Source organism: Methylobacterium sp. FW102-HT35C08 (genome assembly GCF_058790235.1).
Genome location: NZ_JBYTCL010000002.1, coordinates 2,124,385 through 2,143,763 on the forward strand (window position 1 = coordinate 2,124,385; position 19,379 = coordinate 2,143,763).

The 19,379-nt window shown below is 68.1% G+C and carries 21 protein-coding genes; 11 read left to right on the plus strand and 10 right to left on the minus strand.

The genetic code is table 11. From position 1 onward, the window contains the following. Positions 1-239 precede the first annotated feature (239 nt). The 4 genes from AC3WSN_RS10070 to AC3WSN_RS10085 are packed head-to-tail and all read right to left on the minus strand — an operon-like array spanning position 240 to position 4,400. Complete coding sequence (locus tag AC3WSN_RS10070) at positions 240-1,724, minus strand: amidase (protein WP_492537676.1); 1,485 nt, start codon at positions 1,722-1,724, stop codon at positions 240-242. Continuing rightward, the gene (locus tag AC3WSN_RS10075) at positions 1,721-2,506 is read right to left on the minus strand and encodes an ABC transporter permease (RefSeq protein WP_492537678.1); all 786 of its coding nucleotides are present in this window, start codon (positions 2,504-2,506) and stop codon (positions 1,721-1,723) included. Before AC3WSN_RS10075 ends, AC3WSN_RS10070 begins: the two co-directional genes overlap by 4 nt. Next, a complete protein-coding gene (locus AC3WSN_RS10080) occupies positions 2,503-3,297 on the minus strand; it encodes an ABC transporter ATP-binding protein (RefSeq protein ID WP_192708173.1) in 795 nt (264 codons plus the stop codon). Before AC3WSN_RS10080 ends, AC3WSN_RS10075 begins: the two co-directional genes overlap by 4 nt. Beyond that, positions 3,294-4,400 carry an ABC transporter substrate-binding protein gene (locus AC3WSN_RS10085; RefSeq protein WP_492537680.1) on the minus strand — a complete coding sequence of 369 codons (1,107 nt, stop codon included), beginning with the start codon at positions 4,398-4,400 and terminating at the stop codon, positions 3,294-3,296. The genes AC3WSN_RS10080 and AC3WSN_RS10085 overlap by 4 nt, the downstream gene beginning before the upstream one ends. Positions 4,401-4,839: 439 nt before the next feature. On the opposite strand from AC3WSN_RS10085, the gene AC3WSN_RS10090 reads away from it, so the two are divergent. From AC3WSN_RS10090 to AC3WSN_RS10105, 4 genes are all read left to right on the plus strand, one after another. Then, entirely contained in the window at positions 4,840-5,100 is a 261-nt protein-coding gene (locus AC3WSN_RS10090) for a twin-arginine translocation signal domain-containing protein (protein ID WP_492537682.1), read from the plus strand. Between the two features lie 32 nt (positions 5,101-5,132). Next, positions 5,133-5,384 carry a hypothetical protein gene (locus AC3WSN_RS10095; RefSeq protein WP_492537684.1) on the plus strand — a complete coding sequence of 84 codons (252 nt, stop codon included), beginning with the start codon at positions 5,133-5,135 and terminating at the stop codon, positions 5,382-5,384. Between the two features lie 227 nt (positions 5,385-5,611). Then, the gene (locus AC3WSN_RS10100) at positions 5,612-5,782 is read left to right on the plus strand and encodes a hypothetical protein (protein WP_492537686.1); all 171 of its coding nucleotides are present in this window, start codon (positions 5,612-5,614) and stop codon (positions 5,780-5,782) included. Between the two features lie 259 nt (positions 5,783-6,041). Next, the gene (locus AC3WSN_RS10105) at positions 6,042-6,320 is read left to right on the plus strand and encodes a hypothetical protein (RefSeq protein ID WP_192708169.1); all 279 of its coding nucleotides are present in this window, start codon (positions 6,042-6,044) and stop codon (positions 6,318-6,320) included. Positions 6,321-7,152: 832 nt separating this feature from the next. On the opposite strand, the gene AC3WSN_RS10110 is transcribed toward AC3WSN_RS10105, so the two are convergent. From AC3WSN_RS10110 to AC3WSN_RS10120, 3 genes are all read right to left on the minus strand, one after another. Further along, positions 7,153-7,563 carry a hypothetical protein gene (locus AC3WSN_RS10110; RefSeq protein ID WP_492537688.1) on the minus strand — a complete coding sequence of 137 codons (411 nt, stop codon included), beginning with the start codon at positions 7,561-7,563 and terminating at the stop codon, positions 7,153-7,155. Positions 7,564-7,675: 112 nt separating this feature from the next. Then, complete coding sequence (locus AC3WSN_RS10115; RefSeq protein ID WP_238197023.1) at positions 7,676-7,915, minus strand: hypothetical protein; 240 nt, start codon at positions 7,913-7,915, stop codon at positions 7,676-7,678. A 32-nt stretch (positions 7,916-7,947) separates the two neighbouring features. Next, positions 7,948-8,202 carry a hypothetical protein gene (locus AC3WSN_RS10120; protein WP_192708164.1) on the minus strand — a complete coding sequence of 85 codons (255 nt, stop codon included), beginning with the start codon at positions 8,200-8,202 and terminating at the stop codon, positions 7,948-7,950. 193 nt (positions 8,203-8,395) lie between these two features. Here AC3WSN_RS10120 and AC3WSN_RS10125 point away from each other — a divergent pair, with 193 nt between their 5' ends. After that, positions 8,396-8,530: a hypothetical protein gene (locus AC3WSN_RS10125; protein WP_492537690.1), complete on the plus strand. Its 135-nt coding sequence runs from the start codon at positions 8,396-8,398 to the stop codon at positions 8,528-8,530. 59 nt (positions 8,531-8,589) lie between these two features. Here AC3WSN_RS10125 and AC3WSN_RS10130 read toward each other — a convergent pair whose 3' ends face one another. Beyond that, on the minus strand, positions 8,590-9,267 hold the full coding sequence (locus AC3WSN_RS10130) for an O-methyltransferase (protein WP_492537692.1): 678 nt from the start codon (positions 9,265-9,267) through the stop codon (positions 8,590-8,592). Between the two features lie 968 nt (positions 9,268-10,235). Here AC3WSN_RS10130 and AC3WSN_RS10135 point away from each other — a divergent pair. The 3 genes from AC3WSN_RS10135 to AC3WSN_RS10145 all read left to right on the plus strand — a co-directional run bounded on the left by AC3WSN_RS10135 (position 10,236) and on the right by AC3WSN_RS10145 (position 12,823). Continuing rightward, on the plus strand, positions 10,236-10,910 hold the full coding sequence (locus tag AC3WSN_RS10135; RefSeq protein WP_492537694.1) for a MarR family winged helix-turn-helix transcriptional regulator: 675 nt from the start codon (positions 10,236-10,238) through the stop codon (positions 10,908-10,910). 15 nt (positions 10,911-10,925) lie between these two features. Then, complete coding sequence (locus AC3WSN_RS10140) at positions 10,926-11,645, plus strand: hypothetical protein (protein ID WP_492537696.1); 720 nt, start codon at positions 10,926-10,928, stop codon at positions 11,643-11,645. 86 nt (positions 11,646-11,731) lie between these two features. Then, entirely contained in the window at positions 11,732-12,823 is a 1,092-nt protein-coding gene (locus tag AC3WSN_RS10145) for a catalase family peroxidase (RefSeq protein ID WP_492537698.1), read from the plus strand. A 143-nt stretch (positions 12,824-12,966) separates the two neighbouring features. On the opposite strand, the gene AC3WSN_RS10150 is transcribed toward AC3WSN_RS10145, so the two are convergent. Beyond that, positions 12,967-13,803, minus strand: coding sequence for an SAM-dependent methyltransferase (locus tag AC3WSN_RS10150; RefSeq protein WP_492537699.1), 837 nt, complete (start codon positions 13,801-13,803; stop codon positions 12,967-12,969). 142 nt (positions 13,804-13,945) lie between these two features. Further along, entirely contained in the window at positions 13,946-15,559 is a 1,614-nt protein-coding gene (locus AC3WSN_RS10155; RefSeq protein WP_492537701.1) for a GMC family oxidoreductase, read from the minus strand. A gap of 638 nt (positions 15,560-16,197) precedes the next feature. Here AC3WSN_RS10155 and AC3WSN_RS10160 point away from each other — a divergent pair. From AC3WSN_RS10160 to AC3WSN_RS10170, 3 genes are read left to right on the plus strand one after another with little or no spacing between them, the layout of a single operon-like run. Next, on the plus strand, positions 16,198-16,878 hold the full coding sequence (locus AC3WSN_RS10160) for a Crp/Fnr family transcriptional regulator (RefSeq protein ID WP_192708157.1): 681 nt from the start codon (positions 16,198-16,200) through the stop codon (positions 16,876-16,878). 22 nt (positions 16,879-16,900) lie between these two features. Beyond that, positions 16,901-17,422 carry a FecR domain-containing protein gene (locus AC3WSN_RS10165; RefSeq protein WP_492537703.1) on the plus strand — a complete coding sequence of 174 codons (522 nt, stop codon included), beginning with the start codon at positions 16,901-16,903 and terminating at the stop codon, positions 17,420-17,422. Continuing rightward, complete coding sequence (locus tag AC3WSN_RS10170) at positions 17,419-19,308, plus strand: CHASE2 domain-containing protein (protein WP_492537705.1); 1,890 nt, start codon at positions 17,419-17,421, stop codon at positions 19,306-19,308. The genes AC3WSN_RS10165 and AC3WSN_RS10170 overlap by 4 nt, the downstream gene beginning before the upstream one ends. Positions 19,309-19,379 lie beyond the last annotated feature (71 nt).

Sequence of the window (19,379 nt, forward strand, 5' to 3'; positions counted from 1 at the left end):
AGACGCTTACCGAGCCTGGTGAGCATCCCACAGAGGCATGGACCGTGCCAGGACTTTGCCGGCTTGTCGCTCCGCGCGCCGCGTGTTTGATCGATTCACGCTCTGCTGCCGGATGTCGGCAGAAGGTTCTGCCTGCGCTGAGCGGTCCGGAAGCAGATAATTCTCGCGCGAAACCGGCAATGTGCCCCCCTACTACGGAGACGGGCTCAGATAGCCGGTCGCGCGGGCCGATTTCCGTGTCACGGGCCAGCGGACGGCGCGTAGCGCGGGGGCGGCGCGAATGGATGCAGACGTTCGAGCTCGGACGCGAAAGCAAGCGTCGTCCGGTCTTCGAGATGCGGCCCGATCACCTGGATGCCGATCGGCAGGTGGCCGTCATAGTTGATCGGGACCGCCGTCGCCGGCAGGGACGGCAACGTCGCCAGACCGGCCCAGAACAGCTGGTCGTTGTAGTCGACCGCGTGTCCGTTGATCTGCAGGACGCGCTCCTCCCGCGGCCGCGCCTCGTCGATCGGGAAGGCCGCGCAGACCGTGGCGGGGGCGAGGAGCACGTCGTAGTCCTCGAAGAAGGCTGCCCAATCCCGCCTCAGCGCGGCCCGGCGCTCCTCGGCCAGGATCCAGTCGCGGTGGCGCTGCGCGTGCGCCTGCGCCATCCGCGCCACGTAGGGCGTCGCGTTCGTGCCCGGCTCCGTGAGGCGCTGGACGGCCTCCTCGAACACCGCCTGCGGGAGGCGGGCCGACGCCGATCCGCGCAGCAGCTGGAGATAGGTCGCGTGATGCGCGGCGTGATCGTCGAAGGGAAGCGCGTCGGCCGTGACCCGGGCGCCCAGGCCCGCGAGGCGCTCGGCCAGGGCCCGGATCGCGGCCCGGACCGGCTCGTCCACCTCGGCGACGGGCGAGTCGGTCACGTAGGCCACCCGGAATGCGGCGAGGCGCGTCGCCCGCGGCGCCGGGAGGTCCAGGCGCCAGGCCTTGGCGGCCGGCCCCGCCGGTCCCGCGAGGACGTCGAGGGCGCAGGTGAGGTCGGCCACCGTCCGGGCGAGCGGGCCGCTCACCACGAGGTCGTTGTCGAGGAGGCTTGCCCCGCGCTCGTTGCCGGCGACGGGGACGATGCCGGGGGTCGGCTTGTGGCCGTAGACCCCGCAGAAATGGGCCGGGAAGCGGATCGAGCCGCCGGCGTCGCTCCCGAGTTCGAGCGGCACGAGCCCCGCGGCCAAAGCCGCGCTGGAGCCGCCGGACGAGCCGCCCGGCGTGCGCTCGAGATCCCAGGGATTGCGCGTCGTCCCGTAGATCGCGTTGTAGCTCTGCCAGTCGAGGGCGTTGATCGGCACGTTGGTCTTGCCGAAGAGGATCGCGCCGGCCGCAAGCAGCCGCTCGACGATGACGGCGCTGTGCGTCGGGACCGCCTCGGCCAGGGCGGGATCGCCGTAGGTGGTCGGCCAGCCGGCGACGTTGTTCGTCTCCTTCACGGTCATCGGCAGCCCGTGGAGCGGCCCCCAATCCTCGCCGCGGGCCAAAGCCGCGTCGGCCTGGTCGGCGCGGTCCCGCGCGGCCGGAAGGTCGGTGTAGACGATCGCGTTGATCTCGGGATTGAGCCGCGCCACGCGCGCGAGCTGGAATTCGAGCAGCGCGCGTGCCGTGAACTCCCGCGCCTTCAGGCGCCCGACCAGTTCGGTCGCCGACGCGAAGGCGAGCGCCTCCGGCAGCGTTGCATCCAGGCTCATGCGCGCTCTCCCCGCGTCGATGGATCCGGCGCCCGTTCCCAGAACACGATCCGCCTCTGGGCGAAGCGCACGAGCGCGCTTCCCGCGATGCCGAACCCGGCAAGCAGCAGGACGCCCGCGAACATGGTGGCGACGTTCATGTTCACCGTCGCGGAGCCGATCAGGTAGCCGACCCCCTTCTCGGCGGCGACGAACTCGCCGACGATCGCGCCGATCAGCGCCAGCACGATCCCGATCTCGAGGCCCGCGCAGATCGCCCCCGCGGCCGCCGGAAGCTTCACGTGCAGGAAGATCCACCAGGCCGGCCGGGAGAACGACCGGGCCATGTCGATGAGCTCGGGGTCGGTCCGGCGGATGCCCGCGATCGTGTTCACGAGGAGCGGGAAGAAGCAGATCAGCGCGACCAGCACGACCTTGGAGGCGAGCCCGAAGCCGAACCAGACGAGGATCAGCGGCGCCAGCGCGACCTTCGGCATCGCCTGGATCGCCACGATGTAGGGGAAGACGAAGCGCTCGAAGGTCCGGCTCTCGGCCACCAGGACGCCGATCGCGACGGCCGCGACCGACCCGATGCCGTAGCCGAGGAGCGTCGAGGTCAGGGTGAACTGGATGTGCGGCCCGTACTCGCCGCTGACGAGCCCGGTCCACAGCGCCCGACCGACCGAGACCGGATCCGGCAGCAGGTAGCTCGGCAGCCCGCCCGGTCCGGTGACGTAGGCCCAGAGAGCCAGCACCAGGGCCAGCGTGATCAGAGGCGGGACGGTGTTGCGCAGGAGGGTCATGCGGCGCGGGCTCCGGGCCGGGCCGCCGCGTCGAACAACCGGCGGAGTTCGAGCGCGAGGGTCCCGAACTGCGCGCCGCTGAGCGTCTCGAGGGTGCGCGGCCGCGGCAGGGGCACCGGCATGTCGGCGAGGATGCGGCCCGGCCGCCCCGCGAGCACGACGACCCGGTCGGCCAGGAACAGCGCCTCGGGGATCGAGTGGGTGACGAACAGGGCCGTGCGGCGCTCCTCCATCCAGAGTCGCTGCAGCTCCAGGGAGAGGTGCTCCCGGGTCATCGCGTCCAGGGCCGAGAAGGGTTCGTCGAGCAGCAGGAGGCGCGGATCGTGCAGGAGCATCCGGGCCAGCCCGACCCGCTGCGCCATGCCGCCGGAGAGCTGGCCCGGATAGAGCTTCACGCTGTCGGAGAGGCCGACGGTCGCCAGCAACGCGTCGGCGCGCGCGACCTCGCGCGCGGACGCCGCGCGCGCGAAGCCGGCCGGCAGCAGGACGTTGTCGCGCACATTCCGCCACGGCAGGAGCATCGGCTTCTGGAACACCATGCCGACGTCCCGGCGCGGGCCGGTCACCGGCGTGCCGCCGATCCGGATGGTCCCGCCCTGCGGCCGGACCAGGCCGGACAGGAGCTTCAGCACCGTGGATTTGCCGCCGCCCGACGGCCCGAGGATCGCCACGAAGGCCCCCTCCTCCACCGACAGCGACAGGTTCTCGAGGACAGGGGCTCCCGCCGACCCGCCATAGGCGAAGCGGACGGCCTCGAGGCGGACATGGTCGGAAGCGGGCGCGGCCGTCATGGCAGCGCGCGCGCCTGCGCCTCGAGGGCCGCGCGGTCGAAGCGTGCGAAGCCCGGCACGAGGGCGTTCGAGAAATAGGCGTCCAGGGGCAGGTCGGCCGTCGCGAACTCGCCGTAGCGATGCATCTCGCGGACATAGGCGGCGATGATCGTGAGATCGAAGGCACCCGGCACGCGGGCGGCACCGGCCTCGTCCCGCATTACCGGCTCGATCCACCGCCTGAGCAGCCGGGTGCTCGCATCCAGGGACTTGTCGCGGTCCGCCTGCGGCGCCACGGACGGGTTCTTGCGCCAGAACGCCTCGATGCAGGCCTTCGGATTCAGGTCGCAGACGGCGAGCGCCTTCGTCCACGCCCGTCCGAAGCGCTCGAGAAGCGCGGGGTTCTGCTCCAGCGTCGACCGGTGCGCGAGGAACCCGTTGACGACCATGCGCCGGAACACGGGCGGATAATCCAGCCGGCGCGCCGGAATGCCCTGGTCCTCCATGATGTCGATCCAGGAGCTGTTGAAGTTGAGCGCCTGGACCCGGTCCTCCCGCAACGCGTGGAAGCCGGCCCCGAGCACCCCGGCCGCCACGATGCTCACATCCCGTCCGGGCTCCAGGCCGACCGAGCGCATCAGGGCGCGCGTCTGGGGGATCGTGCCCCAGGTCAGGGCGCCGACGCCGATCCGCTTGCCCTTCAGGTCGGCGAGGCTGCGGATGTCGGAATCGGCCCGGACGGCGAGTTCGAGCGTGTTGCGGGGCCCGGCATTGTAGAAATAGGCGACCGGCAGCGGCTTCTCGCCGGCCTTGTGTGCGGCGAGCAGGGTCTCGGGCAGCGGCAGAGCGATCGTGATGGTCTTCTGCAGCAGCTGCGGCAGCAGCGCACCCGCCCCGGGAAGAACCACGTAGGCGACGTCCAGGTCTTCCTGCTTGAAGAACCCGAGTTCCTCGGCGACCGCCTGAACGCTGCCGTCGGTGACCGTCGGCGGTATGGCGAGGCCGACCTTGACGCTGTCGAGGGCCTGGGCCGGCGCCGAGAGGCAAAGGCTCAGGGCGGCCGTCGCGAAAGCCGCTCGGAGCAGTGGCGAGGCGCTGAAGCGCGTCCGAAATCGAGATGTCACAAGCACATATACCGGGCTGTCCGTCGAGCCCGGCCGGTATATACGAAATACAATTTCATCATCGAGGAAATTGCTTTCATTTACAGCTGATTTTATAGCTTGTTCGTCCAATTTTTAGACGAACAATGCCGCTTCCGTTCCCATGCTGGACACGGCACGGCCTGCGGCCGCGCCATCACGGGCGGCGGATGTCGATCCATTCACGTCGTCTCGTCGCCCATTGACGTCCATCTGGCGCCTGCGGATCCGAGAGACGGACTGCGTTTCTCTGCAATCGATCTTCGGGAGGTAAACGTATTAACGTTCCAATCGGGGCAATATACTCCTGAAAATCCCCGATTGTTGCAGTCCGGCTTGTGATCGATGAACAACGGATCGATCCCAGGGTCACGCGCCTTCAGGGGCGGTCTGGAACGGGCGCAGGCCGGAGTTCGATGCGATGAGCCACGACGATGAACCGCCGGCGACGCGGCGCCGCTTCCTCGCGCATGGCGCGGCGGCTGCGGCGGCTCTCCTGGCGGGTGGTCAGGCCCGATCGGACGAGGCGGCCCCGCCGGGCATTCCCGAGTGGATGACGACGCCGGGCGCCGATGTCGGCAGCCAGACCTGCGGGCATCCTCCGTCCTCGGCCGCCCTCGCGCTGCCGCGCGCGCCGAGCGTGGAAATTTTGGAACGGAATCGGGCCGTGCGGACTCTTTAGCCCCAGCTGAATCTTCAATGCAGAGCCGGGCGATGTCTGAGGATTGCACAGACCCGCTACACAGGGCCGCCCTGAAAACCGGACAGGTCTATTTTGGCGAACCCCTGGAACGTCGCGATTGCCTCGTATGGGATCGCAACAAAGCCGGTGCGACGATCGAAGTCGCTTCAGACCTGATGTTGCCCAGAGAGGTGCGGCTGATCTCGGCAGCACTGCGCGTCGACCAGCCCTGCAGGGTCGCCTGGCAGAACGGCCGCAAGATTGGTCTCGTGTACGCCCGTTGAGTGCACGCTGACCTATGGCGCTCCGGCATGCCGCCCAAGGGATCGACCGTCCGGGAAGGCCGAGAGCGAAGTCGAGGCGCGCAAGGCGCGCTTGGCGGTCGCGGACCAGCGCGAGGCCGCCGTTCGGGTCATGCTGCCACTCCCGCGCGCCTCGCATGTGCGCTGGCGCATGGCGGGCGATCGCCACCGGACCCAGATACGACCCAGCAATGATGCTGGAGGCGGTCATGAGACAATCGGGTAACGTGGTGTGGCTGCGCGAGCCGCGCGCGCCGAGCCGGACTGCTGCCAGAAGCCGACCGGAGCGCGGCTTCGCCGACGTGTTCGTGGTCGGTGGGCTCCTGACCGGTCTGGCCTTCGCCGCCCAGCAGCTCGTGCTCGCGTTGAGCATGGGGTGAGTGTTGTCGCAGCGCGTGTTCAATGCGTTCACGCGGCGCTAAGCCCGAGACTTACTCTCAGTCCGTTCGCTTCGCCGCGGCGGGCTTTTCCCAATCCGGTCGTCGAGCGCAAGACGAAGTCTGTTTCTCTTTATGTCTCGGGTGCGCCTGCACACACGGGCGTTCCGTCATGTGCTGAGATTTGGATCGATTGCGCGCGGTCCTTGTTGGCGAACGCTTCAGGAGTTTCCTGCCGCATCAATCCCGACAGGAGATCAACGTGACCAAGTTCGCCCTCGCCGCTGCCTTAGCCACAGCTCTGGCGACCCCAGCCTTCGCTCAGGCCATCATCGAGACTCCGACCAGCACGACCGTCATCGTGCCGCCCGGCGCGCCCGGCGTCGTGACCCGCCAGCCCGGATCGACCGGCGATGCCGCTGCGGCGACCTACTCGCCGACGGGACGCGCCGCGGACAGCATCGCAACCGACTCTGCAGCGGCCGGCAACGAGGGTCAGCCCTCTCGGGTCGGCTCGACCGGCAGCGGCGGCTCGAAGTGATCCTCGGGGCACACCTTTGGAACGCACCTTGCCAGACGGGCTTCTCGTTCGTTCCTGAGACCACGAACCACCTTGGCCCGCCCGGTCCGCCGGTGCGGGCTTTTTCGTGCTCGTGATCCAAGGAGGGATGAGGCGCAAGGTTACGGTCGCAACACGATAGCAGGAGACGCCCAAAACGGAGCGCTGTACAGCTCTGAATCTCGAACAGATCCTCATGTTGTGGATCCGAAAACATTAGCGTGGGTCGATTTAGATGCGCAAACAGCTTGTTGCAGGTGCGATATTCTCATCGCTCGGCTGTGTTCCGGCTCTCGCCTTCCCCGGCGGCTCATACGCAGCGAGCTGTCACCGCATCCACATGGAAGGTCCCTACCTCACGGCGCTCTGCGGTGACGGGTACGGTGGGGCCCGCTGGAGCCGGATCTTCGCGTCCCGTTGCGGCGGCACGGGCGTCAGCAATCAGCACGGTCATCTCGTGTGCGGCGGCTATTACCGGTAAGCCGATCGGACGCTGGTCTGCTGCGTGAGCGGATCGGAGCCGGGCGGTCAGCCCAGCGTCGCCCTCTGCCTTCAAACGACGCCGGGCGCCCTGCGGTTTGCATGCCCGGCGGACCCGCTCGGCGCGACCGGAATCTCCGTTCTGAAGACGAGACCACCCGCGCCCCTGGCGCTGCGCGCGACTGTCTCGCCGGCGTCATCCGAACAGACGCGGCGCGTGGGTCCGAAATCGCGCCATTCAGAGCGTCCCCATGACGCGATCACGTCAGCCCGCCCGGTCCGCCGGTGCGGGCTTTTTCAGAGCCTATGGCACGGAGGGCTTTGATCGCGGCGTTCAGTACCCGACATTGCGGATACCGCTACCGCCGCGACCCACGACGCTCTGGATCACCTCCTTGGTCGATGGGCTGATCCCACCATCGCCGCGCAGACGGCGCCCGTCCGCCCGTTCGAGCCGGGCGACGTCGTCGGAGCAACGATCCAGCGCGTCGTGGACCCGGGATGACAAGGGCGTGCCCCGTTGCGCGGCGGAGCCCCCCATCTCGAACCGCAGGCAAGAAGCCAGATAGCCCTTCAGGTCGTCGAAGGCCGCGGCTTGGGCGCTCGACGTGAGAATCACGAGCAACAACGCGGATCGGGCGAGCATCAGGCGCTCCAAACGAGATCGAAAAGCGAGATCGAACCGTGCAGCCAACGCGCGAGCCGGCCATTGGTGGCCGCGCGTGCGCTGCGCCGATTCCTGCATCGGCGCTCTCGAGTGGAGCGGTCGCGTATCGGCCCGACCCACGCCGGCGACATCGGACGCTTCCTCGCCGATCGGGGGACCGAGCAGATGACGCGACCGGCCGGACGCCGCGTCAGAACGGCCACGCCTCCTCCGATTCCGACGCCGTTCGCTCGCCGGGCGCCACCAGCTCCACGATCTCGTCGAGCGGCTGCGTCACGCGGATCGTTCGCCCGGCCGCCGTGATGAACGTCTCGTTGCGCATCAGGTCCGTGTCGCTGAGCGCCTGAACGCTCGTCACGCGCAGCAGGTGGCGGCAGCCGTCACCGTCCTGCACCTGGAGGAAGTTCCCGACCCGCCGAACGGCCGCCATGGCGCTCTCCCGCCCCGCTGGTAAACGCTGGCCTACGCGCCCTGCAGGCTCTCGGCGAAGTCGTCCGGGATCTCGCCCCACTGCCCGAGGATGGTGACGCCTTCCAGCTCGCCCGTCTCGTCGTCGGCCACCACCTTCAGCGCCGCCGCGCCGGGCATCCGCTTGGCCAGGTTCTCGGCCTTCTTCAGCGCCCCGCTCTCGGTCTGCGCCGGCTCCTGCCGGGCCGGCCGCAACCGCTTCCGGTGCACCTCGAACGGCTGCACCACGAACGCCGTCTTCATCGCCATCGTCGTCTCTCGTCGCCCAGGTCGGCCGCAGATTCACCGCCAGCCACGGGCGCCGTCGAAGGCCGCGCCGCGCTTGGCATCTTCGAGCCGCGTTCACATCCATCCGCCGCGGAAGATCCTGTCCGCCCGCAGATTGAACCGACCCGGCCCGTCGGGTTTGTTCTGTCTCCGTTCTAGCACGGCGAAGCGCGGGGTGCACCTCAGCCGGATCGACACGCTGCCGGTTCAGAGCCTCGACGTGAGCCGGCGCGACGGGACCACCCAGTTCGAGATGTGCACGCCCCGCTCCACGACGCAGGTGCGCGCGCGACCGTTCGCCTACGCGTAGTCGCCGCGTTCCACCCGCGCGCGATCGCATGCGCGCGGGCCCCTGGCGGCGAGCCGTCGTCACATCATGAAGAGGCCGATCGATTTGTACTTCGTGGTGAACACGGTCGGAGCGCGACCGATCTGGTTGGACAGAGACAGCAGATGATCGTTGTCATTCACATCATCCAGGACGAGAACGTCGCCCTTCGACATGCGCTCGAGAGCGATATTGCACGCGAAAATGCGCCCGGAAATGCTCTTGTCGGAATCGTAGTGAAAAAGATTGATGCGGCCCACCCGCTGTGCGATCTGCGCCAGGTTGATGCGGTCACCCTCTGTCAGCAACGTCCATCGATCTCGAAATTCAGGGCTGACCAGTAGACCAATGTATTTATGGGACTGGTTGTCATGAAGGTATTGCAGTTCGCTTGAGTAGAGTTGCCCTTTGCCATTCATGGCCAGGGCGCTCAACATCGCTTGGCTGGAATACCCGATCGAAACCCCGGTCTCGACAACGGTTTCGGGCTGAAGGTATCTGGCTAGGAAGTACAGGAGCCTGACATATGCATTCCCGCCCATGTGGACGGGGAAATCTTGAGTTTGCGCGAAGGCGTACAGGTCTTTCTCGAATGCCACCGCCTCGCGGCAAAGGTCCCGCGATAAGCCGTCCGCCCACCGATCGAAGGTCGTCTCATGGCTCGACAGCCATTCTCGATAGCGTCTCTCGTCTTGGAACGAGCGCTCGAAACGATGCATGATCTTTCTGGTTGCACTGGTTAAGTGCCGGACTGTGGGAAATTGTGGTAAATTGAGCATGGCCTCCCTCACTTTTTTACTTTATTCGTATTTGAAGTTTGCTTTCATTGCGCGGACATAGGGCTGATTCTGGCCCTCGCGCTATTCGGAGGCCGACTGGCGTATGTCGGGACCTCGAACCAGGACTCGATCTGGGCGAAAACTTGCCTGATCTGAGTAAAACCGTTCAATATGGTATTTTCCTATATATTAAGAAACAAAGTAGCTTGATAAATGTCAAGAAATTGGATTTTTGTCGTAGTGCCGGTGTCTTTCATCTCGCAGATGCACATCGGTGCGGTACGAAGACAAACGAACTGGTTTCATGGACTATTTAACGTACAGGTCTGCAGTTTAGTCAAATTTTCTTGAAGCAAAAATAAATTGAATTTGTTAGTTTAATCAATTTATTCGCTCTGGAATTTTAGTCAAAACCGGGCGTGACCGGTGCAGGTTCATGCCGGCTGGTCGCAGATGCGAGCCCTGGTTCGCGCTGATCCGCCCCTTTACTCGACCGAGAGGTCGGCAACGATTCAGCGCAGTGAGGAAGACCAGGCGGCAGCGTGACGTCTCAACGGTGGCGGCTCAGCGGCCATGTGGCTGGCGGGATTACGGGCGACAGAAGGCACGTACAGGACGCGTTGTCCCGGGCGCGAGGTCGGATCGAGGCCGCTCGGGCTTCATGCTGAGATGGGCAGGACGTTTCTGGACGGTAGCCACACCTCACCGGCACCGCACAGATCGGAGACGATCGCCGCGGGAGCGCGCCCCCGGGGCATCGCGCCTTCCCTGGACGGGTCCGCAAGATCACGTGACCCTTGCCTCGCTTCGTGCCTCACGTGCACATCGGCCTGCATGAGCTGCGCCGACCTGCCCGACAGCCGGGCATCCGCTTGACGCTAATAATTAGGAGTCCTAATTAAAACCGCATGGACCACGCGGATGACCCGGATCCTGTCCTGATCCGCCTGCGCGAGGGCTTCGAGCGCGTCGCGCTGGTGCTGCGTGCCGATCTCTGGTCGGCGGCCGGTGAGGCCGGCCTGAACCCGGCTCAGGCGCAGGTGCTCGCCCTGCTCGCGGCGCGTCCGGCGGGCCTGAGAGCCAAGCTGATCGCCGCGCACCTCGCCGTCTCGGCACCGAGCATGGCCGACACCCTCGCCGCACTCGAACGCAAGGGCTTCCTGACGCGCGCACCCGATGCCGCCGATGCCCGGGCCGTGATCGTCCGCCCGACGGAGGAAGGATGCGCCCTCGGGCGGGCTCTGGCCTCGGCGACCTCACAGGTGATGTCCGCTCTGGCCCGGCTTTCGCCGACAGAGCAGGCCGACCTTCTGCTCACCCAGATCAAGCTCATCCGGACCCTGCAGCAGGCCGGCGCCATCCCCCTCCAGCGGATGTGCGTCAGCTGCCGCCATTTCAGGCCGAATGCCCATCCGGACGCGGCCAAGCCCCATCATTGCGCCTTCGTGAACGCCCCGATCGGGACCCGGGATCTCCGGCTCGATTGTGGCGAGCATGAAGCGGCCGATCCCGACGTTCAGGCTGCCACCTGGACGTCCTTCGCCGACGGATCGCCGCCCCTCCAAGCACGACCTGAGACCTGAGAAGGACAAGCTGTCATGAGACGAATGAAGGCACGGGGCCTCGGCCTCGGTGCGGCGGCCCTGTGCGCGCTCGCCACGAGCGCCTCGGCCGGTCCCATCCAGGCGCAGCCTGACGCGGCGGTCCTGGCATCGTTCGACATCGTCGAGACGACGATCGTCACCAGAGGCGATACGGCCGTGTTCACGACCCGTGTCCGCGGCGAGGCCGGCACGGACAGGCCCGACGCCACGGGCCAGTTCGCGGGCTCCGGCGTCTACGCCTATGTCTGGCCGACGACGCTCGACAGCGACGCGATCGGCTTCGACAAGGCTCAGGGCATCGTGGCGCTGGCCGTCACCTTCCACCCCGACTTCGACGATGCGGCCAACGGCGGTGTGAACCGGCACATCTGGCACCCGCACTGGGTGGTGCTCGCCAAGGACCCGGCCTGCGGCGGCGGTCTGAAGGTGGTCGACATCCCGAAGGGCTCGAAGCCGAAGGTTCCGCCGACCTGGCCGAAGGTGCCGCTCCTGATCGACAGCCCGGACTATCCGACGACCGTCCGGGGTGATGCCGTACAGGTCGAGATTCCGGTCTCGCTGATCACCGGCATCAAGGATGTGTCCTTCGACGGGGTGACCTCCGGTCTCAAGGTCAACGGCAACCTGCATGCGCCGCTGCTCTGCGTCAGCGACGTCTTCAAGGTCGCCTCCGGCAACCTGTCGCTGCCGGGCAAGGTGGCCCCGCAGAACTAGGCCTTTAGCCACGAAGCGGTCCGGCGACTGCCATCGCCGAACCGCCGAGAGATCCCCCTCCAAGCATCAGAGAAGGAAGGACCATCATGCCATATGCCCGCCTCGACGATCCACCCCCGTCCGTGGCAGCGCCGCGGCCGTCGGCCAGGAACGGCCGCCTCTCCGGCCGCGTCTCCGGCAGGGTGTCGACCCTGCTCAGGGCGGTGACGCTCCCGCTCCTCGGCGGAGCCCTGCTCGCGCTCCTCCCGCTGTCGACCGCGGCGACCGCGGCCGATGCGCAGAGCCTGGTGGAGGCCCTGAAGACGGTGGCCGGGAAGCCGCCGGGCGTGCGTGCGACCTTCGCCAAGGGGCAATGCGTGCGCGGCACCTACACGCCCTCGGCCGACGTCGGACAGGTGACGCGGTCGATCAGCTTCACGCGGCCGTGGCCCTTGGTCGGCCGGTTCTCGGTCGGCGGCGGCAATCCCTCCGCGCCGGATACGGCCAGGACCGTCCTCCGAGGCTTCTCGATCAAGATCCTCTCGGACGGCGGCGAGACGCATCTGCTGTTCGAGAACGCCCCGGTGCATTTCGCCCGGACGCTCGACCAGATGCTCGGCTTCCTGCAGGTCCGCGCGCCGGGCGCCGATGGAAAGCCCAACCCGGAGGCGATCGCGGCCTTCGCGAAGGCCAATCCGGAGACGACGCGCCAGGCGGCGTTCGTCGCGGGCAAGCCCTTACCCGGCAGCTATGCCGGCATCGTCTACTGGGGCGTGCACACCTTCACGGGGGTGAATTCCGCGGGGCGCACCGTGCCTTTCAAGTTCAGGGTGGTTCCGCAAGCCGGCGAGATCGTGCTGAGCGACGACGAGGCGAAGGGTAAGCCACCGCAGTTCCTGGTCGCCGCGTTGAGCGAGCACCTGTCGAAGGGCCCGGCGCGGTTCGACGTCGTGGCCTTGCTGGCCGAGCCCGGCGACGACCTGACGAACGACATCACCCTCCGGTGGAAGAACGAGGACGATCGAAAGGCCATCACACTCGGCACGATCGCGGTGACCGCCCTGGAGCCGAACGAGACCTGCGACGGGGGGATCTTCGATCCGGGCCAATTGGCCGAGGGCATCGACGCGCCGAAGGACGAGATCTTCGAAGCCCGCCGCACGGCCTACGGCCTCTCGTTCAGCCTGCGTGCCCGATAAGCACCTGCGGCCCGGCGACTGCCATCGCCGGGCCGCTTCCGGAATGCCTTCCGAGCCTTCGAGAAGGCCCCCGTACCATGGCGCGCGTAAGACGCGTCGACCAAGCCTCCTCCCGCCGCGCCGACGCCTCGACGGCGAGCGTTCTACGCGCGTCGTCCCATCACGAGCGTGACCGGCTGTCCCGCACAAGTCTCGATGGCGGTAAATTCACGGGCGCGGAGTTCATCCTCCATGGCGGCGCACGCCCAGAGGTGGCCGCCGCTGCGGGCCAGCCGGAGGGCTGCAAGCGCGGCGCCGACCGGATCCGGAGGCGGCGCGTAGAGCCCGACAACAAGGTATCCGCTCGGCTCGAGGGCAGCCGTCAGCCGGTCGAGCGCCGTCCGGGCCGCGTCCCGGGAGAGGAAGGGGGCCGGAAGCCACGCCAGCGCGTAGCCGGCCGGATCATCAAACTGGGTCACGTCCTGCAGGCGGAGGTCGATCCGGCTGCGGAAAGGGCTTGCCGCCACGTTCGCACGGGCCAGTGCGAGAGCCGGCTCCCAGATATCCAGGCCCACGACATGCAGCGCGGGCCACTGCGCTGCGGCCTCGAGAGCGATGCCGCCCACACCCGTGCCGACATCCAGGAAGCGCCCGGTCAGTGCGGCTGCGAGCGCCGGGCGCTCGGCTGCCAAGGCCGCCAAGCGCCGGATGACGACGCGCGAAGCTTGGCCTTGGGCCTGCAACATCGCAGGGTCGCGGACCTGCCAGACGGGCGGTCGCTCCGGACAGTCCAACAGGTCCCGCGCCTCCTGCAGCGCGTGCGTGACGGAGGCCAGGGACGCGGAGACCTGCGCCTGATCAAGGTCACCGAGGTCGCCGGGCACTACGGCGGCAACCACATCGTGCAACCGGCGCGCGACTTCGGGATGAACCTCCAGCGTCTCCTGCCGCAGGCGTAAGGCTGCACCGATCGCGGCAAGGCCTCTTGCCGCATCGCCCAACTGCCGCAGCGTGCGTTCAACGTCTTGGAAAGTCATCGGCGACCGCCAGAGTGATGATCACCACGACGCGGCGTGGCGCTTGAAGGAGAAGAGCCCGGCCCGGCAGGCTCAGAACCGTGCCGGGCCGCGACCCGCAGGGTGATCACAGGCCGTGAGCCTGGGCGATCATCTGTGCCGCCCGCTCCCCGATGATGGCGCAGGGGGCCTGCGTGTTTCCCGCCGTCACGCGCGGCATGATCGAAGCGTCCGCGATGCGCAGAGCGTCGATCCCGTAGACGTTCAGCGAGGCATCGACCACCGACAGGGCATCGCGGCCCATCTTGGCCGTGCAGCTCTGGTGCCAGTAGGTCACGGCGGCATCACGGATGAAGTCTTCGAGCGCGTCTCCCTCGATGTCGCCCGGCATGGCCTCGCCGCGGACATGCGGCCGAAACGCCTGTGCGTTGCCCAGCGCGCGGCACAGATCCACGCAGGCGACGGCCGTCGTCAGATCCGCGGGATCGGACATCATGTTGGCCTCGATCGCCAACGGCACCGAGGGATCGGCGCTCGTCAGACGAAGCCGGCCGCGGCTCGCCGGGCGCGCCAGACCGGCGAACATCGTCCAGCCCTGCGCCGGCACACCGCGCGCCGCGGTCCGATCGCTCGGCACGGGAAATTCGACCTGGCAGAAGAGAACATCCGGCGCATCGAGCCCGGGACGGCTCGTCCAGTACAGGGTCGCCTCGCTGCCGCTGTTACGGGGGGCGATGGGTTCGGCATAATCCCAGATGCATCCGAACGAGACGTGGTCCTGGAAGTTCTGTCCGACGCCCGGCAGGTGTTGCACCACCGGGATGCCGAAGCGCGTCAGCTCCGCATGGTCCCCGATGCCGGAATGCATCAGGACCTTGGGCGTCTGGATGGCGCCCAGGGACAGCACCACCTCGGCCCGGGCTCTGATCTCCAGGACCTGCCCGGCGCGAACCACTTCGACGCCGACCGCGCGCTGCTGCTCGATCAGGACGCGCCGCACGGTCGTGTCGGTGAGCACCGTCAGGTTGGGGCGGTCGAGCCAAGGGTGGACATAGGCCCGGTAGAGCGATTGGCGCCGGCCGTCGCGAACCAGCATGTCCGAGATGGAGGCGCCGCCCGGCCCCTCCATCATCAGGCCATTCGGATGCGCGAAGGTCGGGATGCCGACCTCGCGGGCCGCATCGAGCATCGCGTGTGCGATGGGGCTGGGATCCGCGGCAGGCTGGACCCAGACCGGCCCGGACTTGCCGCGATACCGGGGATCCGGCGTACCCTGCCAGTTCTCGATTCGACGATAGATCTGGAGAACGTTGTCGTAGCTCCACCCGGCATCGCCGGCCTCCGCCGCGAAGTAGTCCCAGTCGCTGCGGTGCCCGCGCGCCCAGACCATCACGTTGATGCTGGAGCCGCCCCCGAGACCTTTGCCCATCGCCATCGACAGGGCCCGACCGTTCAGGTGCGGGTTCGGCTGCGCCTGAAATCCCCAATCCCGCTCGCTGCCCAGGTTGGCCGGCCATTGTGCAGGGTCGAGCACCGTCTCGGCCTCGTCGCTGCCCCCGGCTTCGATCAGCAGCACGCGCAGGTCGGCATTCTCCGCGAGGCGCCGCGCCACGACCGAGCCTGAGGAGCCGGCGCCGCAAATGATGACGTCGTATTGCGACCGCAGCTCGCTGACGAGGCGCCGCTGGTTCTCCTGTGCGCGCCGAGATGATTCGCGGTCTTCGAGACGGGACTGGCTCATGAGATATGAAATCCTTCTTCTGCCGCGCTGCCGTTGCTGGGAAAAACATTACGGCTTCCCCCGCCATCATTGCGGGTCCCGCGACAGAGCTCCTGAGTCGCTGGGATTTCGGTGGGTCTTCCACGCCTTCGACCTCCGCGACTGTGATCGACGTCACACCGGAGGCGCGGGCTGAAGTTTACGAGGGCCTGTTCGCAGCGATCCCCGAATGCGTTACGGTGATTGATCGCGGATCTGCATGCCGCGCGTCTCGCGATAGGCTGCGTTCGCCCACATGCCAGTGTTGTCGATCGTGCGGACAGGGCTGCATCCCGGTCCGGCCGTCCGCAATACCCCGTGGCGGATCGATCCCTCGGTCACAGCTGCATCCAGGCTCTGCGAACCTCCTTCCGAGCAGGGCCGTCCGGCGGGTTTAAGCGGGCAGCCTGGATCGAGGCTCCGCGCAAGGCGGTGGCGGCCATACGCCGATAGCCGGGCCCCATGGGACGGCGGGGCCATGCCGGCCTGTGAGATTTGGCACGGACGCGCCGGCCGGTCGGGGACGACACGGTGCGGTATCGTGCTGACACGAGGCTGCGCCACGGAGCCCCTTGCGGCGCGCACACGGGCCAGGATCGGCGCAGTCGAGAGATGATGTCGTGAGCACGCCGAACAGGCTGGCCGGGCTCCTGGCCGCCAATGCGTTCTTCGCCGAGCTGGGCCAGGATGCCCTCCAAGCCATCGCTGGCCTTTGCCGGATGCGGAGCGTCGCGCGGCACGAGATCCTGTTCCAGAAGGGGGATCCCGGCGATGCCCTCTACGCGATCCGGCGTGGGCAGATCCGCATCGCCACCGGCACCGAGGATGGCCGGTCCGTGACGCTCAACCTCCTCGGCCCGGGCGACGTCTTCGGCGAGATCGCCCTCCTCGATGGCGATGCCCGCACCGCGGAGGCCATCGCGCTCGAGGCGACGGACCTCTTCGTCATCGACCGGCGGGATTTCCTCGAACTCCTGGCGCACGACGCGACCCTGGCGGCGCGGATCATCGGCTTCCTCTGCCGACGGTTGCGCTGGATGAGCGAGCGCATGGAGGAGGCCACGCTCCTTCCCCTCGATGCCCGGCTGGCGCGGCGTCTGGTTATGCTGTCCGAGGATTACGGCGCAGAAATCCAGGTGACACAGCAAGAGCTCGCCGCTTACGTTGGTGCGGCGCGGGAAAGCGTCAATCGCGTCCTTCAGGATTGGCGTCGATCCGGCATCATCGATCTTGGGCGCTCACGCGTGCGTGTGAAGGTCGCGCCGCGTCTGGCGGCCCTCGGCGAGCCCTCACGGATCTGAGGCGACAGAAAGGATCCACCACATGAAGCCTCTCGCGCGAGCCGCGGCCGCATTCGCGGCTCTCGTCGTCCCGGTTACCGTCCACGCCCAGACGCGCTGCACGGAATCGACCCGCTTCGACCCGCCTCTGCGGATCCTGCGATGCACCGACGGTCTCACCCTCGAAGCCGAGCGAGCGGCCCCGTTACGGCCCATAGATCGGGATGGCGACGGGCAGCTCGAGGGGGCGGAGATCGGCGGCAGTGCCGTCCTCGTGACCCTGCCACCGCACTCGAACACGCGCCGGGGCGGCTTCCAGATCCTCACCCCCCACGCCATCGCCTCCGTGCGCGGCACGATCTACGCCGTCGATGTGACCACCGCCAAGACTGCGGTTTTCGTGGCCCGAGGCCGCGTCGCCGTCGCGCGCCGGAACGCCCCGGCCGTGTCCGTCACATTGGGCCCGGGCGAGGGCGTCGATGTCGGTGAGGATCAGGGCCCCCTGGACGTGCGACGGTGGCCGCAGGAGCGCGTCAGAAGCCTGCTCGAGCGCTTCGGGCGGTGAGAGCCGCGGGTCTGAAGCCGGGGCTTGAGTCGATCCCGACCTCCCGGCGGACCAAGCGACGCTTCGCCCTCCTCATGTTCGTGGCCGCGCTGGGATGGAGCGGCTGGCTCGCTCACCTGCACATCGCCGGACAGGCGACGCCGCTCGATTACCTGGAGGCGGCGGCGACGGACCTGCGCATGCGGCTGGCCGGTCCACGCACGCCGCCCAACGATGTCGCCATCGTCGCCATCGACGACGCGATCGTCCGCCGGGAAGGCGGCTTTCCCGTCTCGCGCGCGACAATGGCACGGCTGATCGAAGCGATCGCCACAGCCCACCCCCGCGCGCTCGCCGTCGATGTCCTGTTCCTGGAAGACGGGCGCCAGCCGGAGGCGGATCGTGCCCTCGCCGCCGCCCTCCGCAAGCTGCCTGCCGTCCTGGCGGCGGCAGCCGTATTCGACGAGGCCACGAACGAGGGAGGCATCCCGGTCGCCACCGCCGTGCATCGCCCGATCCCGGCGATCGGCGCGGCTGCGCAGTCGGGCCTCGTCAACCTGTCCGAGGACGCCGCCGGCGTGCCGCGGCACCTTCCCCTCGTTGCCCGGACGGACGAGGGCGTTGCCGCCGCTTTCGTCCTGCGCACAGCGGCCCTGGCCGCCCGAAGCGATCCGGTTCTGAGCGAGGGACAGGTACGGATCGGGTCTGCCGTCATCCGGCTCGACCTCGGCTATCACCTTCCGCTCCGTCCCTACGGGCCGCGGCGCACGATCCAGACCGTGAGCGCCGCCGCACTTCTCGACGGGACGGTTCCGGTCGCCGCTCTGGCGGACCATATCGTCGTGATCGGCGCGACGGCACTCGGGGGCAGCGACACCTTCGCGACGGCGTTCGATCCCGTGATGCCCGGCGTCGAATTGCTGGCGACCGGCATCGCCCATCTGACCACGGGCGACGGACTCGTGCGCGATGCGCGCGTGCGGCGGCTCGACGGGGTGGCGGCCGTGGTTCTCGCGGGCGCTGCCGTGCTCCTGATCGCGCTGGCCCCTCCGCTCCCAGCAGCCATCCTCGTACTCCTCCTCCTGGCCGCCTGGTTCGCTCTGGGCGCCGTCGCCTTCAGCCAGGGCATCTGGCTGAGCGCCGCCCTGCCGCTCGCAGCCGCTGGCCTGCCGACGCTCCTGTGCGCGGTGGCCCGCCAGACACTGGATCGCCGCCAGGGCCTGAGGCTCGCACGATCGGAGCAGGCCCTGCGCCGGCTTCAACCCGCCGCGCTCGCGGAACGGCTCGCCTGGGACCCGACCTATCTGGCTGCGCCGCTCACGCGCGAGATCCCGGTGCTCTTCATCGATCTGACCGGCTTCACCGGCCAGAGCGAGCGCCTCGGCCCGATCCGCACCCGCGCCCTCCTCAAGACGTTCCACGATCTCGTGGATGAGACCGCTTCGTCGCACAAAGGTCTCGTCGTCAACTTCATGGGCGACGGCGCGATGGTCGTGTTCGGCGCGCTGGACCCCGATCCCGCGCAGGCGGAAAACGCCGTGCGGGCAGCCGGCGATCTCATCGTCCGGACCCGCGATTGGATCGCGCGCGATCCCGAACTGGCAGGCGCCGGACGGGCGCTCGACGTGCGGATCGGCGCGCATTCCGGACCGGCGATCCTCTCGCGCCTCGGCAGCGACACCAATCAGCAGGTCACGGCGACGGGCGATACCGTCAACGTCGCGAGCCGCCTGCTGGCCGTGGCGTCGGAGGCCAAGGCCCGCCTCGCCGTCAGCGCCGATCTCCTGACGGCTGCCGGCATCAATGAGCCTGGCGGCCTCTTCGACGAGCGGCGGACGGCTTCCATTCGCGGACGGTCCCAACCCATCGAGGTTTGGTTGAAGCGCGAACCTGCGCCGCTGCCGTAGATCCCGCGCCACGCGTCCGGGTCTCTGTGACCGGGGTCACAGCGGCCGGCCATCGTCGGGCGCAACGTGCT

Coding starts and splice junctions, on each gene's coding strand:
- AC3WSN_RS10070 (WP_492537676.1), bottom strand. CDS start 1,724: ATGAGCCTGGATGCAACGCTGCCGGAGGCGCTCGCCTTCGCGTCGGCG.
- AC3WSN_RS10075 (WP_492537678.1), bottom strand. CDS start 2,506: ATGACCCTCCTGCGCAACACCGTCCCGCCTCTGATCACGCTGGCCCTG.
- AC3WSN_RS10080 (WP_192708173.1), bottom strand. CDS start 3,297: ATGACGGCCGCGCCCGCTTCCGACCATGTCCGCCTCGAGGCCGTCCGC.
- AC3WSN_RS10090 (WP_492537682.1), top strand. CDS start 4,840: ATGAGCCACGACGATGAACCGCCGGCGACGCGGCGCCGCTTCCTCGCG.
- AC3WSN_RS10095 (WP_492537684.1), top strand. CDS start 5,133: ATGTCTGAGGATTGCACAGACCCGCTACACAGGGCCGCCCTGAAAACC.
- AC3WSN_RS10100 (WP_492537686.1), top strand. CDS start 5,612: ATGAGACAATCGGGTAACGTGGTGTGGCTGCGCGAGCCGCGCGCGCCG.
- AC3WSN_RS10110 (WP_492537688.1), bottom strand. CDS start 7,563: ATGCAGGAATCGGCGCAGCGCACGCGCGGCCACCAATGGCCGGCTCGC.
- AC3WSN_RS10115 (WP_238197023.1), bottom strand. CDS start 7,915: ATGGCGGCCGTTCGGCGGGTCGGGAACTTCCTCCAGGTGCAGGACGGT.
- AC3WSN_RS10120 (WP_192708164.1), bottom strand. CDS start 8,202: ATGGCGATGAAGACGGCGTTCGTGGTGCAGCCGTTCGAGGTGCACCGG.
- AC3WSN_RS10130 (WP_492537692.1), bottom strand. CDS start 9,267: ATGCATCGTTTCGAGCGCTCGTTCCAAGACGAGAGACGCTATCGAGAA.
- AC3WSN_RS10135 (WP_492537694.1), top strand. CDS start 10,236: ATGGACCACGCGGATGACCCGGATCCTGTCCTGATCCGCCTGCGCGAG.
- AC3WSN_RS10140 (WP_492537696.1), top strand. CDS start 10,926: ATGAGACGAATGAAGGCACGGGGCCTCGGCCTCGGTGCGGCGGCCCTG.
- AC3WSN_RS10145 (WP_492537698.1), top strand. CDS start 11,732: ATGCCATATGCCCGCCTCGACGATCCACCCCCGTCCGTGGCAGCGCCG.
- AC3WSN_RS10155 (WP_492537701.1), bottom strand. CDS start 15,559: ATGAGCCAGTCCCGTCTCGAAGACCGCGAATCATCTCGGCGCGCACAG.
- AC3WSN_RS10165 (WP_492537703.1), top strand. CDS start 16,901: ATGAAGCCTCTCGCGCGAGCCGCGGCCGCATTCGCGGCTCTCGTCGTC.